General features: G+C 64.5%; 20 protein-coding genes. 9 read left to right on the top strand and 11 right to left on the bottom strand.

Annotation, left to right across the window (positions count from 1 at the left end):
• The 6 genes from C8N34_RS11950 to C8N34_RS11975 form a co-directional block, all read right to left on the bottom strand.
• Nucleotides 1-1059, bottom strand: a complete 1059-nt coding sequence (locus tag C8N34_RS11950; RefSeq protein ID WP_108129046.1) for an ABC transporter ATP-binding protein — start codon at nucleotides 1057-1059, stop codon at nucleotides 1-3.
• A complete protein-coding gene (locus C8N34_RS11955) occupies nucleotides 1052-2116 on the bottom strand; it encodes an ABC transporter ATP-binding protein (protein WP_108129047.1) in 1065 nt (354 codons plus the stop codon). The genes C8N34_RS11950 and C8N34_RS11955 overlap by 8 nt, the downstream gene beginning before the upstream one ends.
• On the bottom strand, nucleotides 2116-2958 hold the full coding sequence (locus C8N34_RS11960) for a carbohydrate ABC transporter permease (protein ID WP_108129048.1): 843 nt from the start codon (nucleotides 2956-2958) through the stop codon (nucleotides 2116-2118). Before C8N34_RS11960 ends, C8N34_RS11955 begins: the two co-directional genes overlap by 1 nt.
• Complete coding sequence (locus tag C8N34_RS11965) at nucleotides 2955-3824, bottom strand: carbohydrate ABC transporter permease (RefSeq protein WP_108129208.1); 870 nt, start codon at nucleotides 3822-3824, stop codon at nucleotides 2955-2957. Before C8N34_RS11965 ends, C8N34_RS11960 begins: the two co-directional genes overlap by 4 nt.
• A 61-nt stretch (nucleotides 3825-3885) precedes the next feature.
• Nucleotides 3886-5418, bottom strand: a complete 1533-nt coding sequence (locus tag C8N34_RS11970; RefSeq protein ID WP_108129049.1) for an extracellular solute-binding protein — start codon at nucleotides 5416-5418, stop codon at nucleotides 3886-3888.
• Between the two features lie 27 nt (nucleotides 5419-5445).
• Nucleotides 5446-6498, bottom strand: a complete 1053-nt coding sequence (locus C8N34_RS11975; RefSeq protein ID WP_108129050.1) for an NAD(P)-dependent alcohol dehydrogenase — start codon at nucleotides 6496-6498, stop codon at nucleotides 5446-5448.
• A gap of 301 nt (nucleotides 6499-6799) precedes the next feature.
• Between C8N34_RS11975 and C8N34_RS11980 the strand changes: the two genes are divergently transcribed.
• Complete coding sequence (locus C8N34_RS11980; protein WP_158640690.1) at nucleotides 6800-8659, top strand: sigma-54-dependent Fis family transcriptional regulator; 1860 nt, start codon at nucleotides 6800-6802, stop codon at nucleotides 8657-8659.
• Here the strand turns inward: C8N34_RS11980 and C8N34_RS11985 are convergent.
• Nucleotides 8647-9882, bottom strand: coding sequence for an RNA polymerase factor sigma-54 (locus C8N34_RS11985; RefSeq protein WP_158640689.1), 1236 nt, complete (start codon nucleotides 9880-9882; stop codon nucleotides 8647-8649). The two genes, C8N34_RS11980 and C8N34_RS11985, sit on opposite strands and share 13 nt — an antisense overlap.
• Nucleotides 9883-9914: 32 nt before the next feature.
• On the opposite strand from C8N34_RS11985, the gene C8N34_RS11990 reads away from it, so the two are divergent.
• Complete coding sequence (locus C8N34_RS11990; protein ID WP_145693597.1) at nucleotides 9915-10883, top strand: hypothetical protein; 969 nt, start codon at nucleotides 9915-9917, stop codon at nucleotides 10881-10883.
• Here C8N34_RS11990 and C8N34_RS11995 read toward each other — a convergent pair.
• The 3 genes from C8N34_RS11995 to C8N34_RS12005 are packed head-to-tail and all read right to left on the bottom strand — an operon-like array spanning nucleotide 10858 to nucleotide 12494.
• Complete coding sequence (locus C8N34_RS11995) at nucleotides 10858-11043, bottom strand: hypothetical protein (RefSeq protein WP_054302911.1); 186 nt, start codon at nucleotides 11041-11043, stop codon at nucleotides 10858-10860. The two genes, C8N34_RS11990 and C8N34_RS11995, sit on opposite strands and share 26 nt — an antisense overlap.
• 14 nt (nucleotides 11044-11057) lie before the next feature.
• Nucleotides 11058-12203: a WD40 repeat domain-containing protein gene (locus C8N34_RS12000; protein WP_108129053.1), complete on the bottom strand. Its 1146-nt coding sequence runs from the start codon at nucleotides 12201-12203 to the stop codon at nucleotides 11058-11060.
• Nucleotides 12204-12212: 9 nt separating this feature from the next.
• A complete protein-coding gene (locus C8N34_RS12005) occupies nucleotides 12213-12494 on the bottom strand; it encodes a hypothetical protein (protein ID WP_145693596.1) in 282 nt (93 codons plus the stop codon).
• A gap of 32 nt (nucleotides 12495-12526) precedes the next feature.
• On the opposite strand from C8N34_RS12005, the gene C8N34_RS12010 reads away from it, so the two are divergent.
• The gene (locus C8N34_RS12010) at nucleotides 12527-12787 is read left to right on the top strand and encodes a hypothetical protein (protein WP_108129054.1); all 261 of its coding nucleotides are present in this window, start codon (nucleotides 12527-12529) and stop codon (nucleotides 12785-12787) included.
• A gap of 5 nt (nucleotides 12788-12792) precedes the next feature.
• Here the strand turns inward: C8N34_RS12010 and C8N34_RS12015 are convergent, their stop codons facing one another.
• Entirely contained in the window at nucleotides 12793-13242 is a 450-nt protein-coding gene (locus C8N34_RS12015; protein ID WP_108129055.1) for a hypothetical protein, read from the bottom strand.
• Nucleotides 13243-13971: 729 nt separating this feature from the next.
• Here C8N34_RS12015 and C8N34_RS12020 point away from each other — a divergent pair.
• From C8N34_RS12020 to C8N34_RS12045, 6 genes are all read left to right on the top strand, one after another.
• Entirely contained in the window at nucleotides 13972-15639 is a 1668-nt protein-coding gene (locus tag C8N34_RS12020) for an aromatic/alkene/methane monooxygenase hydroxylase/oxygenase subunit alpha (protein WP_054302916.1), read from the top strand.
• Between the two features lie 98 nt (nucleotides 15640-15737).
• The gene (locus C8N34_RS12025) at nucleotides 15738-16796 is read left to right on the top strand and encodes an NADH:ubiquinone reductase (Na(+)-transporting) subunit F (RefSeq protein ID WP_054302917.1); all 1059 of its coding nucleotides are present in this window, start codon (nucleotides 15738-15740) and stop codon (nucleotides 16794-16796) included.
• Between the two features lie 50 nt (nucleotides 16797-16846).
• Nucleotides 16847-17905, top strand: a complete 1059-nt coding sequence (locus C8N34_RS12030) for an aromatic/alkene monooxygenase hydroxylase subunit beta (RefSeq protein WP_054302918.1) — start codon at nucleotides 16847-16849, stop codon at nucleotides 17903-17905.
• A 12-nt stretch (nucleotides 17906-17917) separates the two neighbouring features.
• Complete coding sequence (locus C8N34_RS12035) at nucleotides 17918-18289, top strand: MmoB/DmpM family protein (protein ID WP_028029691.1); 372 nt, start codon at nucleotides 17918-17920, stop codon at nucleotides 18287-18289.
• 65 nt (nucleotides 18290-18354) lie between these two features.
• The gene (locus C8N34_RS12040) at nucleotides 18355-19434 is read left to right on the top strand and encodes an NAD(P)-dependent alcohol dehydrogenase (protein WP_054302919.1); all 1080 of its coding nucleotides are present in this window, start codon (nucleotides 18355-18357) and stop codon (nucleotides 19432-19434) included.
• A 30-nt stretch (nucleotides 19435-19464) separates the two neighbouring features.
• Nucleotides 19465-20487 carry an amidohydrolase family protein gene (locus C8N34_RS12045; protein WP_108129056.1) on the top strand — a complete coding sequence of 341 codons (1023 nt, stop codon included), beginning with the start codon at nucleotides 19465-19467 and terminating at the stop codon, nucleotides 20485-20487.
• Nucleotides 20488-20491 lie beyond the last annotated feature (4 nt).

A 20491-nucleotide genomic window follows, 5' to 3' on the forward strand; every position in this document is an offset into this window, starting at 1 on the left:
TCAGGCGACAAGGCGCCCGTTGCGATAAAGCCGCAGCGCGGTGTCGCGCAGGGTGAAGGCGGCGGTGTCACCGGGGGCGAGCCCCAGCCCGGCCGGTGCCCGCAGCCGCACCTCGCCCGCCGGGTGGGAGAGGGCCACGATCTCGTCCAGCCCCTCGAACCACAGCCGCGCCACGCGGCCCTGCATGGTGCCGCTTGCGCCCGAAAGCCGCGCGTGCTCCGGCCGGAAACCCAGCACGAGGCCATCTGTGGGCAGCCCGTCCGGCAGCGGCAGCGACAAGCCGGTGCCCGGCACGACGGCCCGCCCCGCGACGGCCAGCGCGGGCAGGAAATTCATGGCGGGCGAGCCGATGAAATGGCCGACATGCGTGGTGGCCGGTCGTTCGAACAGATCGCGCGGGCGGCCTGCCTGCACCACCTCGCCATGATTCATCACGATCACCTCTTCGGCAAAGGTCATCGCCTCGGTCTGGTCATGCGTGACCAGAACCATGGTCACCCGGAATTCGGCGTTGATTTCCTTGAGGATGCGGCGCAGCTCGAATTTCATCTGCGGATCGATGACGGTCAGCGGCTCGTCCAGCAGTATTGCGGCCACATCCTCGCGCACCAGCCCACGCCCCAGCGAAACGAGTTGTTTCTGATCGGCCGTCAGGGCATTGGCGGGCCGTTTCAACAGTGGTGTGAGGCCAAGCCGTTCGGCAATTGCCTCCACCCGTTGGCGGATACGCGGGGTCGGGCCCCCCCGGCAGACCAGCGGGAAGGCAAGGTTCTGCCCCACCGTCATCGAGCGATAGATGACCGGCACCTGAAAGACCTGCGCGATATTGCGCTGGCCGGCGCCCAGACGGGTGACATCCTGCCCGTCGAACAGCACCCGCCCTTCCGAGGGATGCAGCAGGCCCGAGATGATATTGAGCATGGTGGATTTGCCGCAGCCCGACGGCCCGAGCAGCGCATAGGTGCCCCCGTCGCGCCAGGTCATGTCCAGCGGTTTCAGCGCATGAGGCGCACCGGGGGCATAGGCATGGGCAAGCTCTTGCAACCGGATCTCAGCCATGGCTGGCTCCTTTCAGGATCAGGGCGCCATCGGCACCGAAGACCAGCGCCTTCCCCAGATCGAGCATCAGGCCCAGTTCGGACCCCAGCCGGTGATCGGTCACCGCCCGCTCCAGCATCACAAGGGGCTGCGCCCCCGCCATCAGATGCGTGACGGTTTCCGAGCCGGAAACCTCGGTCAGGGCGACGCGCGCGGGAAGGGGGCCGCCGCTGCGGATATCCTCGGCCCGCAGGCCCAGCGTGTAACGCCCCGGCGGCAAGGCGCGGCCTGTTGCCCCGGGGGATTGCGGCCCCAGATGATCCAGCACAAGGCCGCTTTGGGTGATTTCGGCTGCCAGCAGGTTGATCGGCGGGTCATTGACCACCCGCGCCGCCTCTAGCGTGGCCGGGGCACCAAAGACGGCACGAGGCGGCCCGGCTTGCAGAACCCTCCCCTCGGCCATCAGCACGGTGCAATCGCCCATCTGAAGTGCCTCGCGCGGGTCGGTGGTGGCATAAAGCACCACGGTGTCGCTCTGGCTGCGCAAAAGCTCTGCCAGCTCCTCGCGAAGCCCTTCGCGCAGCTTGTAATCCAGATTGACGAAAGGCTCGTCCAGCAACAGCACCGGCGCGCGCTTGACCAGTGCGCGGGCAATGGCCACACGCTGCTGCTGCCCGCCCGAAAGCGCCGCCGGACGCCGCCCGGTCATCTGCGCCAGACCGACGCGCCCCAGCATTGCAGCCGCGGCTTCGCGGGCGGCCTCGCGCGGTTCACCGCGCCGGATCAGCGGAAAGGCCACGTTGTCCAGCACGCTCAGATGCGGGTAGTTGATGAATTGCTGGGTGACCATGGCCACCGGGCGCCGCCAGGGTGGCAGGCGTGACCAGTCGTTACCCGCCAGTGAAATCTGGCCCGATTGCGGCTGCACCAGCCCGGCCACCGCGCGCAGAAGCGTGGTCTTGCCCGCCCCGGTGCGGCCCAGCAGGGTGGTCATCCGCCCCGGCTCAGCCTCGACACTGACCGCCGCCAGATGCGGCACGCCACCCTCGGTCAGGGATAGATCGCGCAGCACCAGCATCAGCGCACCGCCCCGGCGAGACCGCCGCGCGACAGGAAGCGCTCGACCACGAAGGCCAGCACCGCCAGCGGCGCGACCGAGACGATGGCCGCCGCCGACAGCGCCCACCACGGCGTGACCGACGAGTTCAGCGCCACGATGGAGACCGGCAGAAGCTGCGTCTTTGTAAAGGTCAGCGTGAAGGCGAAGAAAAAGTCGTTCCAGCCGAAGATCAGGCAGAACATCCCGGCGACGACAAGGCCCGGCATCACATTGGGCAGGATGACACGGAGGAAGGTGGTGACCGGGGGGCAGCCGTCCATCCAGGCCATCTCGTCCAGACCACGCGGAATGGTGTTGAAGAAATCTACCATCACCCAGACCGCAATCGGCATCAGCAGCGCGACATATATCAGGATCAGCCCCGGCAGGCTGTCGAGCAGCCCCAGCCAGCGCAGCATCAGGAAAAACGGGATCGCCAGCACAATGGGCGGCATGATGCGCTGGCTGATGAAGAAGAAGGTGATGTCGCCATTGCGGATCGGCCCGGCGCGAAAGCTGAACCGTGACAGGCCATAGGCGGCCAGGGTGCCAAGGATCAGCGCGATGGCCGATCCGCTCAGCGTCACGACCAGCGAGTTCAGATAGGGTCTGACGATATTGACCCCGCCTGCGCCGCCGAACAGCGACTGCCAGCCACCCAGCGAGGGCTGGTATTGCAGCCATGGCAGCCATGTGGCGCCGCCGGTCACGCCATTGGCGGTCTTGAAGCTGGTGGTCAGCATCCAGAGGAAGGGGAAGATCACGAAACCGGACCAGAGCGTGACGGCCAGATATTTCAGGGCGAGGTAAAGCGTTCTCATGCCCGCGCCTCCCGCACCATCAGGCGGATCAGCGCCTTGGCGATCAGGGTCAGCGCCACGGCCATGATGACCAGATAGGTCAGCGACAGCGCGGCAGCGTAGCCGATCTGGAAATCGCGCATGCCCCGGATGTAGATGTAATAGCTGACGGTTTCGGTCGCGGTGCCCGGCCCGCCCGAGGTCAGCACATAAACGGTTTCCATGATCTTTGACGCCTCGATGGCGCGGATCAGGATGGCCCCGACCGAGATCGCGCCCATCATCGGGAAGGTCACCGACAGGAAGGTCCGCACCGGCCCCGCCCCGTCGACCCTGGCGGCCAGGAACGGTTCGGACGGCAGCGAAAGCAGCCCCGCCAGCAGCAACAGGAACATGAAAGGCGTCCATTGCCAGATCTCGACGATCATCACTGCGGCGAAGGCATGGGTGGCCTGTGACAGCCAGGGCTGGGCGCCGATGCCAAGGGCTTCGAGGATCGGGTTCAGCGGACCGAGGCTTTCGTGAAAGATCGTGCGCCAGATCACCGACATGACCACCGGGGTTGTCATCATCGGCACCAGAAACAGCACACGCAGGAAGCGCCGCGCGGCAATGTCTCGCCAGACCAGCAGCGCCAGCGCGAACCCCAGTACATATTGGATCAGCACCGTTGACAGGCTAAGCAGAGAGAGGCGCCAGAGTGCCTCCCAATAGCGGCTGTCGTCCCAGAGCCGGGCATACATCGCGCCGCCCGCATTGTTCAGGCCGGGATTGTAGACATCCCATGACGAAAAGCTGACGCGGATGGTGAAGATCAGCGGGAACAGGATCACCGCAACCAGCACCAGAAGGCCGGGCAGCAGGAAGATGTATTTCTGGCGATACATGGCGGTCTCGGGCATGGACGGGCGGGCGGAGGGCCGGGTCTGGCCCTCCGGGCGAATGCGCTCAGCGGTCTTCCAGCGCCACGACGTTGGCATAGGCCTCGCGCACGCGGTCGGCGCCGATGCGGTCGACGATGGCGGTCCATTCGGCGGCCACGCCGTCCAACGCCTCTTGCGGCGACTGTTCGCCCGATTGCGCACGGGCCACCCCTGCGGCAAGTGACGACATGAACTCGCCCACCCCCGGCACGCGCAGGTCAAAAACCTGGTTCGGCGCAGTGTCGATGCCCTTCAGCGTTGCGGTATAGGTTTCCGCCACTGCGGCATCCCAACCCATTTCCGTCTCGTAGAAGGCCGGGTCGAAATGGGTATCGCGATAGGGGTTGATCCCGAAGCGCCCGATCTGAAGATCGGCCAGCGTATTGGCCTCGTTCGCAAAGAAGCACAGATAGTCGAAGGCCATGTCCTGATTGGCACTGTCCTTCGCCACCGCCGAGGTCCAGCCCCAGGTGACATAGGCGACGCGGTTGGGCTCGTCGAATGTGTCCCACTGGCCGGTCTTGCGGTTCCACACCTCTTTCGCGCCCGGCAGGATCGCGGCCGCCACCTTGTTGCGGATCGGGCTGTCCTCCTGCATCGCCTGGATGAAGGCATCGTCCCAGCTGTAGGACATCAGCGTCTGCCCGCCGCCGAACGAGAAAATCTCGTCCCCCAGGCCGAAAGAGGTGCCACCGGGCGGCATGGCGGCCTGCGCCGCGACGAACAGTTCCAGCCCGCGCACCCAGCCGGGCGTGTTGACCAGCGGGGTCATGGTTTCAAGATCGAAGAAGAACCCGCCCTTCACATTCGGGTGCTTGGCGTAAGGCGCGACCCGGCTGATGAAGGCGGAAAACATCAGGTCATCGCGCTTCGTCACTTCGGCAGTGCCGAAATTCGGCGCGCCGTCGCCGTCCCAATCCATGTTGGTGAAAACCGAGGCGACCTCGTTATAGTCTTCCCAGGTGGCGGGCACGGTCAGTTCGCGCCCGGTCTTTTCCCTGAACAGCGCCTGCATCTCGGGGTTCGAGAATACATCCGAGCGATATTTCAGGTAATGGCGATCGCCATCCATCGTATATTGCAGCATCCGGCCCTGCCAGCCGGCGATGCCGCGATAGGTTTCCGTGACCTCCTTCATTCCCGCGACCTCCTGATAGGCGGCGGGAACCTCGGCCAGATAGGGGTTGAAATCCCCAAGCCAGAGCGAGCCGTAGAACAGCACGTCATAGGCGGCCTGTCCGGTCTGGAACGGGATCATGATGCGCTGGAACAGATCGCCGAAGGGCACATGCACCACATTGACCGTGGCGCCGGTGAGTTCCTGAAACTGTCGGGCATGCAGGGCGGTCGGCTCGCCGATCACCGGGATCGCATGGGTGATGATGTTCAGCGTGCGGCCCGTGTAGTCCTTGGCGTCGATCGCCTCGAAGCTGCACATGCCCGGAACATCGGCCTTGATGCCGTATTGGCTGTAGTCCTCGGCCGTGGCCATGCCGGTCGCAAGGCCAAATGCCACGGATGCGTAAAGCGCGCGCTTCAGCGCGGTAATGGTGTTCATCTCTGTCTTCCCTTGAATGGTGGCAGTTCAGGGCACCAGAACGGCGCGGCCGCGGATCTTGCCGTGATGCAGGTCGCGCAGCGCCTGATTGGCCTCGGACAGGCGGTAATGTCTGGTCGCCAGCTCCACGAGGCCGCGATCCGCCAGGGCCATCAGCTCGGTCAGTTCGGCCCAGGTGCCGACCAGATTGCCGATGATGTTCTTTTCGGTGATCACCATGTCGACGGTGGGCACGCGGATATCTTCGCCGTAACCGACGACATAGTAGCTGCCCGCCGCGCGGGTCATGTCGAGGCCCTTCTTCGTCGTGCCTTTCTCGCCCACGAAGTCGATCACCGCCTCGGCGCCCTTGCCGCCGGTCAGGGCCAGCACTGCCTCGACCTCGCCGCCATCCGCCTTCACCAGATGATCGGCCCCATGTTCGCCAGCCAGCGCCAGCGAGGTGTCGGAGATGTCGACCACGATGATGCGTGCGGCGCACATCGCCCGCAGCACCTGAATGCCGATGTGGCCCAGACCGCCCGCGCCGATCACCACCGCCGCCTGATCGGGCAGCAGTTGCTGCGCTGCCTTCTTGGCGGCGCGATAGGCGGTCAGCCCCGCATCGGCATAGGGCGCGACATCCCGGGGCGCGAGCGTCCTGGGCAGGGCGATGAGGTTGCGCGACGAGGTCAGCAGCGCCTCGGCATAGCCGCCATTGCTGTCGAGCCCCGGAAACTTGCCGTCGCCATGCATGTCATGGCCGCGACGGCAGGCGATGCAGGTGCCGCCCGTGACCTTCGGATGCACGATCACCGGATCGCCCTTCCTGAACCCTTCGACCTCGGCGCCGACTTCCTCGACCCAGCCCGCATTCTCGTGCCCCATGATCAGCGGCAGCAGACCCGTGCCCGTCGGATCGGTATGCGGGCGCCAGATCCCCTCGATGATATGCAGGTCGGTGCGGCAGACGCCCGCGCCACCGATGCGCACGATCACGTCGTTCGACTTGACGATCCGCGGGTCCGGCACGGTTTCCTCCGTCACCCAGACGGGTGCGGTCAGGGCCGGGTCATAATGATGAAGAACCTGTGCTTTCATGGTCTGGCGAGCCTCCTGGTGACCGCCCTCCCCGGCGGTGATGGGGGCAAGTTTCCGCAGAGGCAGGGGACGCGGCAATGAAAGCCCATTCTGCGGATGCAGCCGTTCGCAAACTGGACGAAGGTGCCGGAAATACCGTTCAGGAACTGGACGCCCGCCCGCGCATCTGCCTGAGGCGCCTTGGAAAATCCCCATGTGTTCACAAACTGGACGATTGAACGCGAATCATCCGCCACCGTTGACAGGGTGCCACCAGCAGATACGCTCGGGACTGGCCAAGGATCGGGGAGGAGACGCGGCCATGGACTTGCAGACCTCGGCCCTTGGCCGTGCGCGGCAGATGCTGGAAACGCAGGGGCGGTTTCCGGGTGGCGCCCTGCCGGGCGACATCACCGAAAGCTGGCTGCGCAGCCTGTCGCACGGGCTGGACCCGCTGGCGCGCAGCCAGCGGCTGATCCTGTCGGAGGTGGAGTTCAATGCCACCCGGCAGACCCATGCCGATCTGATCCGCTTTGCCCGGCCCGAGCTGGAACTGCTTTACGACCAGATCGCCGGATCGAATTTCATGATCGCGCTCGGCTCGCCGGACGGGGTGGTGCTGGACACGCTGCACGACACCCAGTTTGCCGAAACCGAGGCCGGGGCGCAGGTCATACCCGGCTCGGTCTGGAGCGAGAATCTGCGCGGCACCAATGCCATGGGCGTCTGCATCGCGACGGGACGCCCGGCGCAGGTCTATGGCGGTGAGCATTTCCTGCGTGCGCATGGCGATGTCTCCTGCATCAGTGCGCCGATCTTTGACGGGGCGGGACGGCTGGCGGGGGTGCTGGATGCCTCCTCAATGTCGGCGGTGCGGCAACAGCACACCGCCGCGCTGGTGCAAATGGCCGCCAGCAGCATCGAGAACAGCCTGATCCGGTCCGGCCATGACCGGCGGATCGTGCTGCAATTCCATCCCCGGCCCGAATATCTGGGCACGCTGTCGATGGGGGTTCTGGTGCTGGACGAGGATCTGACGCTCCATGCCATCAACCGGCGGGGCGAGATGTTCCTGACAGGCTTTCCGCGCCTGCTGGGCGAAAGCTTCGACCGCATCTTCGAACAGCCTTTCGCAGCCATCCAGCAGCGTCTGGTCGAGGGCGAGACGCTGCGGGTCAGGGACCGGATCGGATCGGCGGTGTCGCTGCGCTGCGTTGCAAACCGCGCGAGTTTTGCGCTGGCACGGCGTCTGATCCCGGTGGTGACAGAGCCGGGCACCGCCCCTGCGCGTAACCTGTTCCGCGATGTCGTCATCGACGACCCCGCGCTGTGGCAAAGGTTGCAGGCGCTGCCCGATGCTGCAAAGCGCGGCGCGGCCATCGCGATCACCGGCGAGACCGGCACCGGCAAAGCCCTGATCGCCCGGCTGGCCCATGCTGCCAGCGAACGGTCCGGTCCGCTGGTCACGCTGGACGGGCGCATGCTGGCCGAGGGCGATTTCGCCCGTGTCTGTCTGGGCAGCGGCACCGAGCCGGGGCTGTTGCAGCAGGCGGCGGGTGGCACGCTGTTTCTGGACGAGGTGACCGACCTTCCGGTGGTGGCGCAGGCTGCACTGGCGGGGGTGCTGGATATCGGCGAATACCGTCACCCCGAGACGGGGGCTGTGGTGCGCACCGACCTGCGGGTGGTCTGCGCCACCAGCGCCCCGGCCGCGCTATCGGATCTGTTGCCCGCGCTGCGCTACCGGCTGGAAGGTTTCCGGCTTGACCTGCCGCCGCTGCGGCTTCGCAGCGATCTCGCCGCGCTGGCGCAAAGGTTTGCCCGGTCTGTCCGCCCGGATGCCCGGATGACCGAGGCGGCGCTGGCCCGCCTTGCCGCGCATGACTGGCCCGGCAACCTGCACGAATTGCGCGCCATCGTTTTGCAGGCCATGCTGATGCGCCCCGAAGGTGCACTGGAGGCGCAGGATTTCGATGCGCTTTTGCCGGGCGCCCCGGCCAGACCCGTGTCCTCCGGTGCCACCTGTTGCGCGCAATGCGCGGGCGTGCCCTGGAAAGCGGACCAGTGCCAGAACATCCGCACAGTGGTGGCGCGGCACGAGGGCAATGTCTCACGCGCGGCACGGGTTCTGGGCATGTCCCGCACGACGATCTACAAACACCTGAAGGATCAGGCCTCCTGACGACGGCGACGGGCTCGGGGCGGAATGCCCAGCTCTTGCCGGAACTTGGCGACAGTCCTGCGTGCAAGGGCCATGCCCTCGGCCGACAGCAGGGTGGTCAGCGCCCCATCGTCAAAGGGATCGGCGGGATTTTCCGCAGCGACAAGCTGCGCCAGCCGGTGCCGGATCGCGGCAGAGGCCGGCACGAGGCCAGCCCGGCGCGGGCCGCTGTCGAAAAGGCTGCACAGGCTGCGCAACCCCTGTGGCGTTTCCACCAGAAGATCGCGCGCAACGCGGCCTATCGTGCTGTCATGCAGCCCAAGCTCTGCCGCGATCTCGGTGCGCCGCAAGGCGACGAGCGCGTGCGCGCCGTGATCCAGAAACCCGCCCTGTCGCAGCAGCACGGCGCGGGCCACCGCAAGGACGGTGCGGTTGCGCCGCTCCACGATCGTGGCCAGCCACGCCGCTTCGGTGCGCGCCGCCCGCGTGGCGGCGGAAGCGTCGGGGGCCGGGCTGACGCTGAGTACGGGCAGGGTGGAGCGGTTCAGCGCCACCTCCCAGCCCGCAGCCCCGCGTGATACGATTACATCCGGCGCCCGCAGCGGCGCGACGCCGCCGCCAAAGGCCAGACCCGGACGCGGGTCCATCCGGCGCAGGGTGGCCAGCACGGTGGTAACCTCATCCTGCGGCAGCCTCGTCGCGGCGGCCACCGCAGGGACACCGCCTTCTGCCAGCAGGCCGATATGCGTCAGAACCAGTGCCATGGCAGCCGTCATCTGACCGCGGTCCTGTGCTTGCAGGCGCAGGCAATCTGCCAGATCGCGGGCAAACAGCCCCACCGGCTCCACCTCTGCTTGCAGCGCGACCAGCATCGCCTCGGCCCGGTGCAGCGGACGACCGGCACCACGGGCAATCTCGGCCACCGGGCGATCCAGCCAGCCGTTGCCATCCAGCGCCTCGACGAAGGCAATCGCCAGCGCCTCGTCCGCGCGGGCGGCGGCGATCAGGCGCAACTGCGCCATGACATGTGCATACAGCCCGCCCGAGGTATCGGCCTGCTCGACCTCGCCGCCGCCGGATAGGATGCCCGCAGGCAGCCGCAGGCGCAGAAAGGGGTTGGCGGCCGCCCGCCGCGCCAGATGATCGGCCAGCCCCTCGTTGGTCAGCCGTAGCAGGCCAACCGCCTGGATCTGCCGGAAACCCAGGGTTTGACGCTGGCTTTGCGTTTGCCGAGACGATACCATCAGCCTGCCCAACCTGTTTCGGGAAAACGACTTTGGCGACATTTGCCCCGGATCGACTGATCGGACCCGAGCGTTTCTACAGCGCCATGACGCCACAACTGGCCGCGCGGCTGCGCCAGATGTGGTCGGCGCGCGGGCATGATCTGGACCGGATCTGGGGCGAGTGCATCCGGGGCCTGCCGGGGTTCCGGCCCTTGCCGCCGGGCAAACCCGAAGCGGACAGCCGCGCGCATGACGGCCTTTGCCTGTTCGATCAGGCGCTGATCTGGATCATCTCGCTGAACCGTGCCGCTGAGGCGGGCAACCGTGTTGCGGGTCTGCGGCTGAGCGGGCCGCAGCTTTGTGCGCTGCATCTGTTGTCCGGGCGGCTGATCGAGACGGTTTCGGCCCTGCGGCTGCTGGTCCTGTCGGAACTGTCGGTGCCCGCACTGCAACTGGCGCGGTCGGTATCCGAGGATGTGGACATGCTGCTGGCACTGCTGCTGCGCCCGCGTCTGGCGCAGCAATTCGTCGGCTGCCGCACCGCCGACGAGGCAAATGATTTCTGGCGCCGTCATATCGCGGGCGGCCGGGCCTTCCGGCTGGTGGCGGAAAAGCTTTACAGCATTGGTCTCGATTATTCGGACCAAAGTGAATACGGCCAGTGGCGGCGCGAGGTGCTGACGCTGCTGGGCAGCGCGGTGCACAGTTCGCCCCTTGGGCGGCGCGGGCAGGGCAGGGATACCGCCTGGCCCGCCAATCCGGTGGCCTGCGACTGTGTGGATTTTGTGACGCATCGGCTGCATGAGCTTTGTGCCTGGGCGCATCTGCTGGAAAGCGGTCTGGACAAGGATCTGGCCTGCATCGCCGAACGCGCGCCCTCAGATTCGGCACTGCTGGCCTTTGCCGCCGGGTCGCGCGACATCCTGCTGGACCAGATGCGCTGGACGATGGCCGGGCAGGGCGGGGTAGCGGCCACCGCCCGGCCCGGACCGCTCAGTGGCGGGCAGGCGGTTCACTGATCTTGTCGCTGGCGATCCAGCGCGCGGCCAGAACAAGGGTTCCCATTGCGAAATCCTTGCCATGCGCCGCGATCATGTCCTGCGAAATTTCCGCGATCCGTGCAAAGAACGCATCCTTGCTGGCATCCTCGTCCGTCCGGCTTTGCTGGGCTTGGGTCATGTCGGTTCCTTTCCTTATTTGAAGAGTTGCGGTGGCAGCGTCACCAATGCCGCCTCGCCATTCGCGGTGCCGATCACCAGATGAAGACCATCGGCCGACCAGGCGAGCGCGGTGACCGCCGCACCGTCGGCCTGGCGCAGGGGCATTTCCTCGGCCCGTCCGGCCTGGGCAATGGCAACGGCGCCATCCGCCGTGCCAAGCGCAATCAGGTCGCGCGCGGGATGGGCTGCCACCTTGTCGATCAGCACCAGACCGGAACGCCCGGTTTTCAGCGCACCCGTCGCTTCGTTGCCGAAAGGCGGCGTGGCAAGCGACCAGCCTGCCGCGCGGAAGGCGCCGGAGGCAAAAACCGCATCCGCCGCGCGACAGAAGGTGACCGAGGTCGGAGCCGCACGGAACTTGCCGATGCGCGCGATCTGCCCGTCCTGACGCTGCAACAGCCAGATCCCGTCCTTGCCATTGGACCCGACAAGCCAGCGCCCGTCCGCGGAAAAGCCGATGGGACCGCTGCCGCCCAGCGGGAACAGCTCATACCCCTTGCGCGGCTGCCCGATGATCAGGCTTTCCTTCAGCGCCACCGCAAGCGAGCGGTCATCCGGCGCGAAGGCGAGCGCATGGGCCGGGCCGGGGGTCAGAAGTCCCGCCTGACGCGCCATGCCATCCTCGTCATGCAGATCGGTCCGGCCATCGCGGGCGATGGCCAGCCGTCCCAGCCCGTCCGCCGCCAGGGCAAAGATCGGCTCGGCCTTGTTGCACAGCGAAATCACCTGCCCGCGCGGCGTTACGCGATGGATACGCCCGTCACGGCCCGCCGCGACCAGGCCGATCATGTTCGACGGCGCCAGCAGCGGTGCGCCGGTTGCAAGCTCGGGCGTGAGGATCGGCTGCGCCACCGGCTTTTCGCGCGGGCGGATGGTGCTGCGGCCGGAATCCGCCTCGACCCGCATCCGGGCGAGGGGGGACTCCGGGTCGTCCAGCGGCATCAGCGCCACACGGCCATCCGCCAGCGCGAAGCCCGCCGCCTTGCCCGCCCTGTCCAGCGCGACATCGGTGATGGCGGCCTCCAGCGTCCAGCTGCGGGCCAGCAGATCAAACAGGGGGGATTGCGCCGCTTTCGCCGGTTGCTGGGGCGTCGCGGCAGGGGCAATGGTCTGGGTCATGGTCGCTCCTTATTTCAACGCGGCCAGTTCTTGCCCGAGGGCGCTGAGCCGGTGTTCCAGATCCTGAATCTTCACTTCGCAGGACTCTGCCGCGAGCTTCGCGGCAATCTCGGTGCGTTCGGCCTCGATCAATTGCGGCTCTGGCCCGTCCTCGGCCATCTGGCGGGCGAAACCGGCCGCCGCGACCCGCTGCAAAAGGCGGTGATACTCGCCGGTCAGAACACAAAGATCGGCAGTCAGGCGAAACTGATCGGCCAGAACCTCTTGCGTGCCGCGTATGTCTTTTGTCATCTTGCCCCCCATTGGCCGCCATGGAGCGACAGATGACGCCGCCCGATCCCGAAACCCGTTTCCTTGCCGCCCTTGCACAGGCCGCCGCCGTTGAACTGGGCGCGGACCATCCGCTTGCCAGCGGCACGACCGATGGTCGCGATGCCCTGCTCGCGCAGGAGCAGCTTGCGGCCCTGCCCGAGGCGACGCGCGAGCGCCTGCTGGCCGCTGCGCATCGGCTGATGCGCGAAGATCTGGCAGCGATCTGGTCTTTCCTGCCCGGCGCCGTGCAATCCGGCGGAATGATGCACTGAGCCTGTCATGACCGGGCCTCGCGCAGCGCGGCCTCGTCGGCGTTCAGGCCTGCGACCACGCGCGCGATCCCTTCGCTGAAGCGCCGTTCGGCCATGTCGATCTGGCTGGCCAGCGCATCCCAGATGTCTACACGCATCAGGGTTTCGACATCGCCGGTCAGGATCTCGATTTCGCCCAGGCGGAAGCTGCGGGCCAGCGAGACGCCGGTCACCACAAAGTCCCGCAGCTCGACCGCGTGGCTGTCGATGAAGAACGGCAGCAGCGGGTGGCTTTCGGGCGTGACCCCGGCGGCGGACAGCCGGGTCTCCAGAAAGCGCCGGAAATGGGTGTGCAGGATTTCCTGACTCTGGCCGATGAACTGCATGGTGAACACCAGATCCTGCGGCGCACGCGCCACCATCGCCTCGGCGGTGAGGCGGGCGGGATTCTGGTCGACGGGAAGTGGATCAGACATTGTAACGGCCTTCTGCAACCGGGCCGGTGCGGGCCGGCGATTGTGCAGATCATAGCAGGATCGGGGCATCCCCAGAAGCGCGACCGTCTTTGTAAGATAATGATTATAAATGGTAAAATGAGGGTTGCGCGTTACGGATGTAACATTTTGTGCCGGTCGGCAGTTACAGTTTCCGTGCCGCTTTACATGCTGCGCCGCCGCACAAATTTTCTGCACCACGGCAAGTCCCGTGAGGCGGCGAATCAGGCCCGAACCGGGAGTAAAGGGCCGAAGTGTTACAGTTTTGCGTAATGTAACGGCGAGGGGGCGTGACAAGTGTAACGGAATGCAACGTCTGCGCCCTGCGGCCCCATCTGCCTGCCCGCAGGTTGCCGATAAAAAGTGCGAAAAATAAAACTGTTTATTTTCAATATATTATTAGAATACGCGCGAAGAATTTCAGGAAAACCGCCTCCGAAACCCCGCTTTGGCACGGGTTCTGCATGTATCCCAGACACAAGAAGGCGGCTCCCCATGCAGGGCGCCCCGCAAGAACGAAGGAATGGGAGGAGAAGCGCGGCCACCGGAGACGACCATCACGCTGATGCAGTCGCTTGCGGTTTCCCGGCCCCGTTGCCCGCAACCTTTGCCGTGACCTGACCCGGCCCACCGGCCGGACAAACCCGGGCGGAGCCTCCGCCCACCGGCCCGGAAATCTGTCCGTGCCGTCAACATCAGGAGACTCATGGCATGACTCAACTGACGCTCAACAAGATCACCGCACAGCGCGGGATCTCGGTCGGCGAAGCGACAAAGAAGATCTCGGATCTCGGCTGGAACCCCAGCTATGTCCAGGAAGCCGCGACCTTCCCGACCGACTACAAGATCAACAAGGCCCCGCGCGACCCGATGAAGCAGGTGCTGCGGTCCTACTTCCCCATGCAGGAAGAAAAGGACAACCGGGTTTACGGCGCGCTGGACGCCGCGCTGCGCGGTGACATGTTCCGCAACGTGCAGCCGCGCTGGGTGGAATGGATGAAGCTGTTCCTGGCGATCATTCCCTTCCCGGAAATCTCGGCCGCGCGCTCGATGGCCATGGTGGCACGCATCGCACCCGGCGAAGACCTGCGCACCGGCTTTACCATGCAGATGGTTGACGAGTTCCGCCACTCCACCATTCAGATGAACCTGAAGAAGTGGTATATGGAGAACTACATCGACCCGGCGGGCTTCGACATCACCGAAGAAGCTTTCGGCAAGTGCTATGCCACCACCATCGGCCGTCAGTTCGGTGAAGGCTTCATCACCGGCGACGTGATGACTTCGGCCTGCATGTATCTGACGGTCGTCGCTGAGACCGCCTTCACCAACACACTCTTCGTGGCCATGCCGTCGGAAGCCGCCCGCAACGGCGACTACGCGCTGCCCACCGTGTTCCTGTCGGTGCAGTCGGACGAAAGCCGCCATATCGGCAACGGCCACTCGCTGCTGATGGCTGCGCTGAAAGAGCCGGAAAACCACCTGCTCCTGGAACGCGACCTGCGCTATGCATTCTGGCAGAACCACGCCATCGTTGACGCCGCCATCGGCACGCTGATCGAATACGGCACCACCAACCGCGACAAGGAAAAGGAATCCTACGCGGAAATGTGGCACCGCTGGATCTTCGAGGACTACTACCGCACCTATATGCTGCCGCTTGAGAAGTACGGCATCAAGGTGCACCATGACGATGTTCAGGAAGCCTGGAACCGCATCACCAAGAAGAACTATGTCCACAAGGTCGCGCAGTTCTTCGCGGTCGGCTGGCCGGTGAACTTCTGGCGGATCGAAGCCCAGACCGACAAGGACTTCGAATGGTTCGAGCACAAGTATCCGGGCTGGTATGCCGAATTCGGCGAGTTCTGGAAATGGTATGCGAAGCTGTCGAAGCCGGGCCAGAAGGTCATCACCTTCAACGAGGAAACCGGCTACGTCTATCCGCATCGCTGCTGGTCGTGCCTGGTGCCCTGCCTCATCCGCGAGGACATGGTGGTCGATGAAATCGACGGCCAGATCCACACCTTCGCGCATGAACTGGACCGCTGGACCGCCGTCGAGGCCTTCTCGAGCGAATATCAGGGCCGTCCGACCCCGGCCATGGGCAAGTTCTCGGGCAAGCGCGAGTGGGAAACCGTCTATCACGGCTGGGATCTCGCGGATGCGATCAAGGATCTGAACTTCGTCCGCGACGACGGCAAGACTCTGGTGCCGCAGCCGCACCTGCGCTTCGACAACAAGGATATGTGGACGCTCGACGACGTGCGCGGCCACACCCTGCTGTCGCCGCTGACGCTGCTGCGTGAAATGACCCCCGAGGCGCGTGCCAAGCACATCGCCGAATACAAGGCGGGCTTCACCATCAATCCCTGCAACTGAGCGGGCAGGGCGGGGGCCATCGCAGGCCCCCGCCAGTGACCGGAACTGACCAGGCGGCCCGGCGGGCTGCCAGACTGACGGCGGGGAGGCCGGACAGAATGGGAGATGTTTACACCGTAAGGCTCGAGCCGGTGGGCGTGGAATTCGAGGTGGAAGAGGATGAAACCGTCCTTGACGCCGCATTCCGCCAGGGCATCGCGCTGCCGCATGGCTGCAAGGAGGGGCAGTGTTCCGCCTGCAAATGTGTGCTTCTCGACGGCGAGGTCGAGATGCTGAAATATTCAACCTTTGCCCTGAACGATGCGGACCGCGATGGCGGCCAGATCCTGATGTGCCGGGCAAAGGCGTTCGACAACCTGACGATCGACCTTCTGAACTATGATGAGGAGGTCCTGTCGAAATCCATTCCGGTCAAGTCTTTCGAAGGCCGGATCACGGATTTCCGGAAGCTCACGCATGACATTCGCGGCGTTGAGATCGAGCTGAATGCGCCGCTCAAGTTCTGGGCGGGTCAGTATGTCGACATCACAGTCACCACGGAAGAAGGGGAGACGATCACGCGTTCGTTCTCCATGGCAAATCCGCCGAGCGAAACCCAAAAGCTCTCCTTCATCATCAAGAAATACCCCGAAGGAAAGTTCTCCAACCAGCTCGACAACGGAGGAATCCGGGCCGGAGCGGAAGTGACGGTGGTTGGCCCCTACGGGATGTGTTTCCGCCGCGAGAACCGCGAGGGGCCGGTGGTGCTGGTGGGTGCCGGGTCGGGCATGTCGCCGGTCTGGTCGATCCTGCACGACCATATCGAAAGCGGCGAGGACCGGCCGGTCTATTTCTTCTACGGCGCAAGGACAGAGGACGACCTGTTCCACCTCGACCGGCTGGCCGCCATAACGGCCGAACATCCCTCGGTGACCTTCATCCCCGTCCTGTCGCATGCCCCCGAGGGCAGTGGCTGGACCGGCGAGCGCGGCTTCGTTCACGAAGCAGTGGACCGCAGGCTGAAGGCGCTGGGGCTGGAAGGGCAGGGCGATGTCTATGCCTGTGGCCCGCCGCCGATGATCGACGCGCTGACGCCCACGCTCTTCATGCTCGATTTCGAAAGCGAGCGGATTTTCTACGACAAGTTCACCACGACGTCCGGTTCGTCGGGCCATTAAGGCGGCCCGACCGCTCGTCCAAGTGAAAACACCATCAAGGGAGAGAGACCATGACAGCAACCTCCAGCTCTGTCGGTTCCGGGGCGGCAGGCGCCGCGATTTTTGCCGGATCGACCAGTCGCAAATACAATTACTTCGAGCCGCGCGGCAAACGCGCGACCCATTACGAGGATGTCACCTGTGACGTGCAGCCTGATCCCGAACGCTATCTGATCCAGGACTGGATCATCAGCTTCGGCAACGGCAAGGGCGCCTATACCAAGGACAACACCAAGGCGCTGTCCTCGAACTGGCACGCCTTCCGCGCGCCCGACCAGGAATGGGAACGCACCCATTACCAGCGCCAGTCCAAGATCGAGACCATGGTGCAGGCGGTCATCGGCAATGCCCGCAAGGCCGGTGCACACATGGCCTTTGACAAGGTGTGGCAGCGCATCCTGCAAGTTCATCTGGGCGCATGGAAACATGCCGAATTCGGCCTTGGCACCTCGCTCATGCAGGCGCAGCGCTATGGCTATACCCAGATGATCAACAACGCCACGCTGACCAATTCTTCCTACAAGATGCGGCTGGCGCAGGACATCACGCTGTATCTGGCCGAGATCGGCATGGATATCGAAGGCTGGAGCGACGAGCTGGGCAAGCAGGCCTGGCTTGAAGACCCGATCTGGCAGCCCACCCGCCTTGCGATCGAGACGATCATGGGGTCGGAAGACTATCTGGAGCAGTATTTCGCGATCAACCTGATCTTCGAACCACTGGTGGGCGAGCTGTTCCGTTCGGGCTTCCTGATGCAGGCGGCGGCGGCGAACAACGACTTCATCACGCCTCCGGTGATCTCGGCGGCCGAAGCGGATTACGAACGCAATCTCGCCAATACCATCGACCTGATCTACCTGCTGGCTAATGACGAAAAGCACGGCGCCCACAACCGTGCCCTGTTCAACGGCTGGGTGAAGAAGCACGCCGGTCTGGCCGACAAGGCCGCCGCCGCGCTGCAACCCGTCTGGTCGCAACCCCATTCCAAGCCTGTGTCCTTCGCCGATGCCTTGGCCGTCTCGCACGAGCGGCTGGCGCAGATCCTTGGCGAAGTCGGTCTGAGCCGCTGAGAGGAGCATCCAATGTCCACCACCGCACGCGACAGCACGAAGAGCAACATCTTCAAGTCCATGAAGGACATCGACCTCAGCAGCCGCGAAATCTCGCATGAATGCGGCGTCACCATGAATGACTCGGTCGAGGCCCGCGCCATCGCCGAATACATGGATCAGGACCCGAAGGTGACGGTCACCTACAACCCGGCCACCATCCGCATCGACGGCGAAGGCAAGCTGATCTTCAAGATGGATGACATCAGCGAATATCTGGGCCGGGAAATGACAGCCGAGATCTTCGAGGTGAATACCTCGACCCACTATGGCCGCATGGTGCGGATCGACGACAACACCGTCATCCTGTTCGGCAACATGGACGAAGTGTTCGAGTTCATCTGAGCGATGCGGGGAGAGCGCCTGCCGCGCTCTCCCCATTCCCACCAACCGGATCAAGGAGGGCACGCATGGCCCAGATGATGAAGGCGGCGGTGTTCGTCGAGAAGGGGCGCATTGTCCTTGAGGACAAGAAGATCCCCGATGTCGGACCGAACGACGCATTGATGCGCGTGACGACAACCACGATCTGCGGCACGGATATTCATATCCTGAAGGGCGAATACCCGGTCGAGAAGGGCCTGACCATCGGCCACGAGCCGGTCGGCGTGATCGAAAAGCTGGGCTCTGCCGTGAAGGGCTTCCGGGAAGGGCAGCGCGTCATCGCCGGGGCGATCACGCCCTCGGGCTGGTCGAATGCCTGCCTCTGCGGTTTCTGCTCGCAGGACGGGGCTGGCACCCCGCATGGCTGGAAGGCCATCGGCGGCTGGAAATTCGGCAATACCATCGACGGCTGTCAGGCCGAATATGTGCTGGTGCCCGATGCCATGGCCAATCTGGCGCCGATCCCGGACGACCTGTCCGACGAAGAAGTGCTGATGTGCCCCGACATCATGTCGACCGGCTTTGTCGGCGCCGAGAATGGCGGCATCAAGATCGGCGACACCGTTGTGGTCTTTGCACAGGGCCCCATCGGCCTTTGTGCCACCGCCGGGGCCAAGCTGATGGGCGCCAGTCGCATCATCGCGGTCGACACCGTGCCCGCGCGTCTGGAAATGGCCCGGCGCATGGGCGCGGACGAGGTGGTGGATTTCAAGGCGTCGAACAACGTCGTCGAGACCATCCTTGAAATGACCAACGGGCGCGGCTGTGATGTCGCCATCGAGGCGCTTGGTCTTCAGGCGACCTTTGAATGGGCGCTGCGCTCGATCCGGCCCGGCGGCACGCTGTCGAGCCTTGGGGTCTATTCCGGCGATCTGAAGATTCCGCTGGATGCCTATGCGGCCGGTCTGGGCGAAAAGACCATCCGTTCGGCGCTGTGTCCCGGTGGGAAAGAGCGGATGCGGCGGATGATGGAAGTCGTGCGCGCAAGGCGCGTCGATTTCAAGGCGCTGGTGACCCATCGCTACAGCCTCGACCAGATCGAGGATGCCTACGAGCTTTTCGCCAATCAGCGCGACGGCGTGCTGAAGGTCGCGATAACCACCTGACACCACAACAGAACATCCAGGGAGGAAATCATGTACAAGACACCCGACGGACAGGACGTCTTCGTTCTCGACTGCCACACCCATTTCTGGGACGGCAGCCCGGCCAACCAGCGCAACGTGCATGGCAAGCAGTTCATCGACTGCTTCTATGCCTATCACACCGCGCTGTCGCCGAAGGACCAGCTTTGGGAGAAATCGAAGTTCGAGAAATACTCGGTCGATGACATCTATCGCGATCTCTTCGTCGACGGGCCGGATGACATGGCGATCATCCAGTCCACCTATCTGCGCGACTTCTACAAGGAGGGCTTCTCGTCCATCGAACGCTCGTCGCAGATGGCGCAGATCAATCCGGGCCGTTTCATCGTCAACGGGGCCTTCGACCCCCGCGATGGCGAAAAGGCGCTGGAATACATCCACTACATGAAAGAGACCTTCGATATCAAAGGGGTCAAGATGTATACGGCCGAATGGAACGGCGATTCCAAAGGCTGGAAACTGACCGATCCTTCGGCCTACAAGTGCTTTGAACTGTGCGAGAAGCTGGGCATCCGCAACGTCCATGTCCACAAGGGTCCGACCATCCTGCCGCTGTCGAAGGATGCCTTCGCGGTGGGCGATGTCGATGAGGCGGCAACGGATTTCCAGGGCCTGAACTGGATCATCGAACATTGCGGCCTGCCGCGTCTGGATGATTTCTGCTGGATCGCCACGCAGGAAACCAACGTCTACGGCGGTCTTGCCGTGGCGCTGCCCTTCATCCACTCGCGTCCGCGCTACTTTGCCGAGGTGATTTCGGAGCTGCTGTTCTGGCTTGGCCCCGACAAGATCCTGTTCGGGTCGGACTACGCGATCTGGACGCCGCAATGGCTGGTCGACCGGCTGTGGAATTTCGAAATTCCCGAAGACATCGCCACCGAGCGTGGCGTGCAGCTGACGGACGAGATCAAGCGCAAGATCCTCGGCCTGAATGCGGCGCGGCTTTACGACATCGACGTGGCCGCCAAGATGCGCGAACTGGCCCAGTCCCCCGTTCGCATCGCGGCGGAGTAAGCCG

The sequence above is a fragment of the Gemmobacter caeni genome (assembly GCF_003054195.1).
Classification (GTDB): Bacteria; Pseudomonadota; Alphaproteobacteria; order Rhodobacterales; family Rhodobacteraceae; genus Gemmobacter; species Gemmobacter caeni.

Excerpts from the sequence above, each read along its gene's own strand:
- C8N34_RS11950 (WP_108129046.1), bottom strand. The coding sequence starts at position 1,059 with ATGGCTGAGATCCGGTTGCAAGAGCTTGCCCATGCCTATGCCCCCGGT.
- C8N34_RS12035 (WP_028029691.1), top strand. The coding sequence starts at position 17,918 with ATGTCCACCACCGCACGCGACAGCACGAAGAGCAACATCTTCAAGTCC.
- C8N34_RS11975 (WP_108129050.1), bottom strand. The coding sequence starts at position 6,498 with ATGAAAGCACAGGTTCTTCATCATTATGACCCGGCCCTGACCGCACCC.
- C8N34_RS12040 (WP_054302919.1), top strand. The coding sequence starts at position 18,355 with ATGGCCCAGATGATGAAGGCGGCGGTGTTCGTCGAGAAGGGGCGCATT.
- C8N34_RS11985 (WP_158640689.1), bottom strand. The coding sequence starts at position 9,882 with ATGGTATCGTCTCGGCAAACGCAAAGCCAGCGTCAAACCCTGGGTTTC.
- C8N34_RS12025 (WP_054302917.1), top strand. The coding sequence starts at position 15,738 with ATGGGAGATGTTTACACCGTAAGGCTCGAGCCGGTGGGCGTGGAATTC.
- C8N34_RS12015 (WP_108129055.1), bottom strand. The coding sequence starts at position 13,242 with ATGTCTGATCCACTTCCCGTCGACCAGAATCCCGCCCGCCTCACCGCC.
- C8N34_RS11970 (WP_108129049.1), bottom strand. The coding sequence starts at position 5,418 with ATGAACACCATTACCGCGCTGAAGCGCGCGCTTTACGCATCCGTGGCA.
- C8N34_RS12000 (WP_108129053.1), bottom strand. The coding sequence starts at position 12,203 with ATGACCCAGACCATTGCCCCTGCCGCGACGCCCCAGCAACCGGCGAAA.
- C8N34_RS12030 (WP_054302918.1), top strand. The coding sequence starts at position 16,847 with ATGACAGCAACCTCCAGCTCTGTCGGTTCCGGGGCGGCAGGCGCCGCG.
- C8N34_RS11995 (WP_054302911.1), bottom strand. The coding sequence starts at position 11,043 with ATGACCCAAGCCCAGCAAAGCCGGACGGACGAGGATGCCAGCAAGGAT.
- C8N34_RS11955 (WP_108129047.1), bottom strand. The coding sequence starts at position 2,116 with ATGCTGGTGCTGCGCGATCTATCCCTGACCGAGGGTGGCGTGCCGCAT.
- C8N34_RS11960 (WP_108129048.1), bottom strand. The coding sequence starts at position 2,958 with ATGAGAACGCTTTACCTCGCCCTGAAATATCTGGCCGTCACGCTCTGG.
- C8N34_RS12020 (WP_054302916.1), top strand. The coding sequence starts at position 13,972 with ATGACTCAACTGACGCTCAACAAGATCACCGCACAGCGCGGGATCTCG.
- C8N34_RS12005 (WP_145693596.1), bottom strand. The coding sequence starts at position 12,494 with ATGACAAAAGACATACGCGGCACGCAAGAGGTTCTGGCCGATCAGTTT.
- C8N34_RS12010 (WP_108129054.1), top strand. The coding sequence starts at position 12,527 with ATGACGCCGCCCGATCCCGAAACCCGTTTCCTTGCCGCCCTTGCACAG.
- C8N34_RS12045 (WP_108129056.1), top strand. The coding sequence starts at position 19,465 with ATGTACAAGACACCCGACGGACAGGACGTCTTCGTTCTCGACTGCCAC.
- C8N34_RS11980 (WP_158640690.1), top strand. The coding sequence starts at position 6,800 with ATGGACTTGCAGACCTCGGCCCTTGGCCGTGCGCGGCAGATGCTGGAA.
- C8N34_RS11965 (WP_108129208.1), bottom strand. The coding sequence starts at position 3,824 with ATGTATCGCCAGAAATACATCTTCCTGCTGCCCGGCCTTCTGGTGCTG.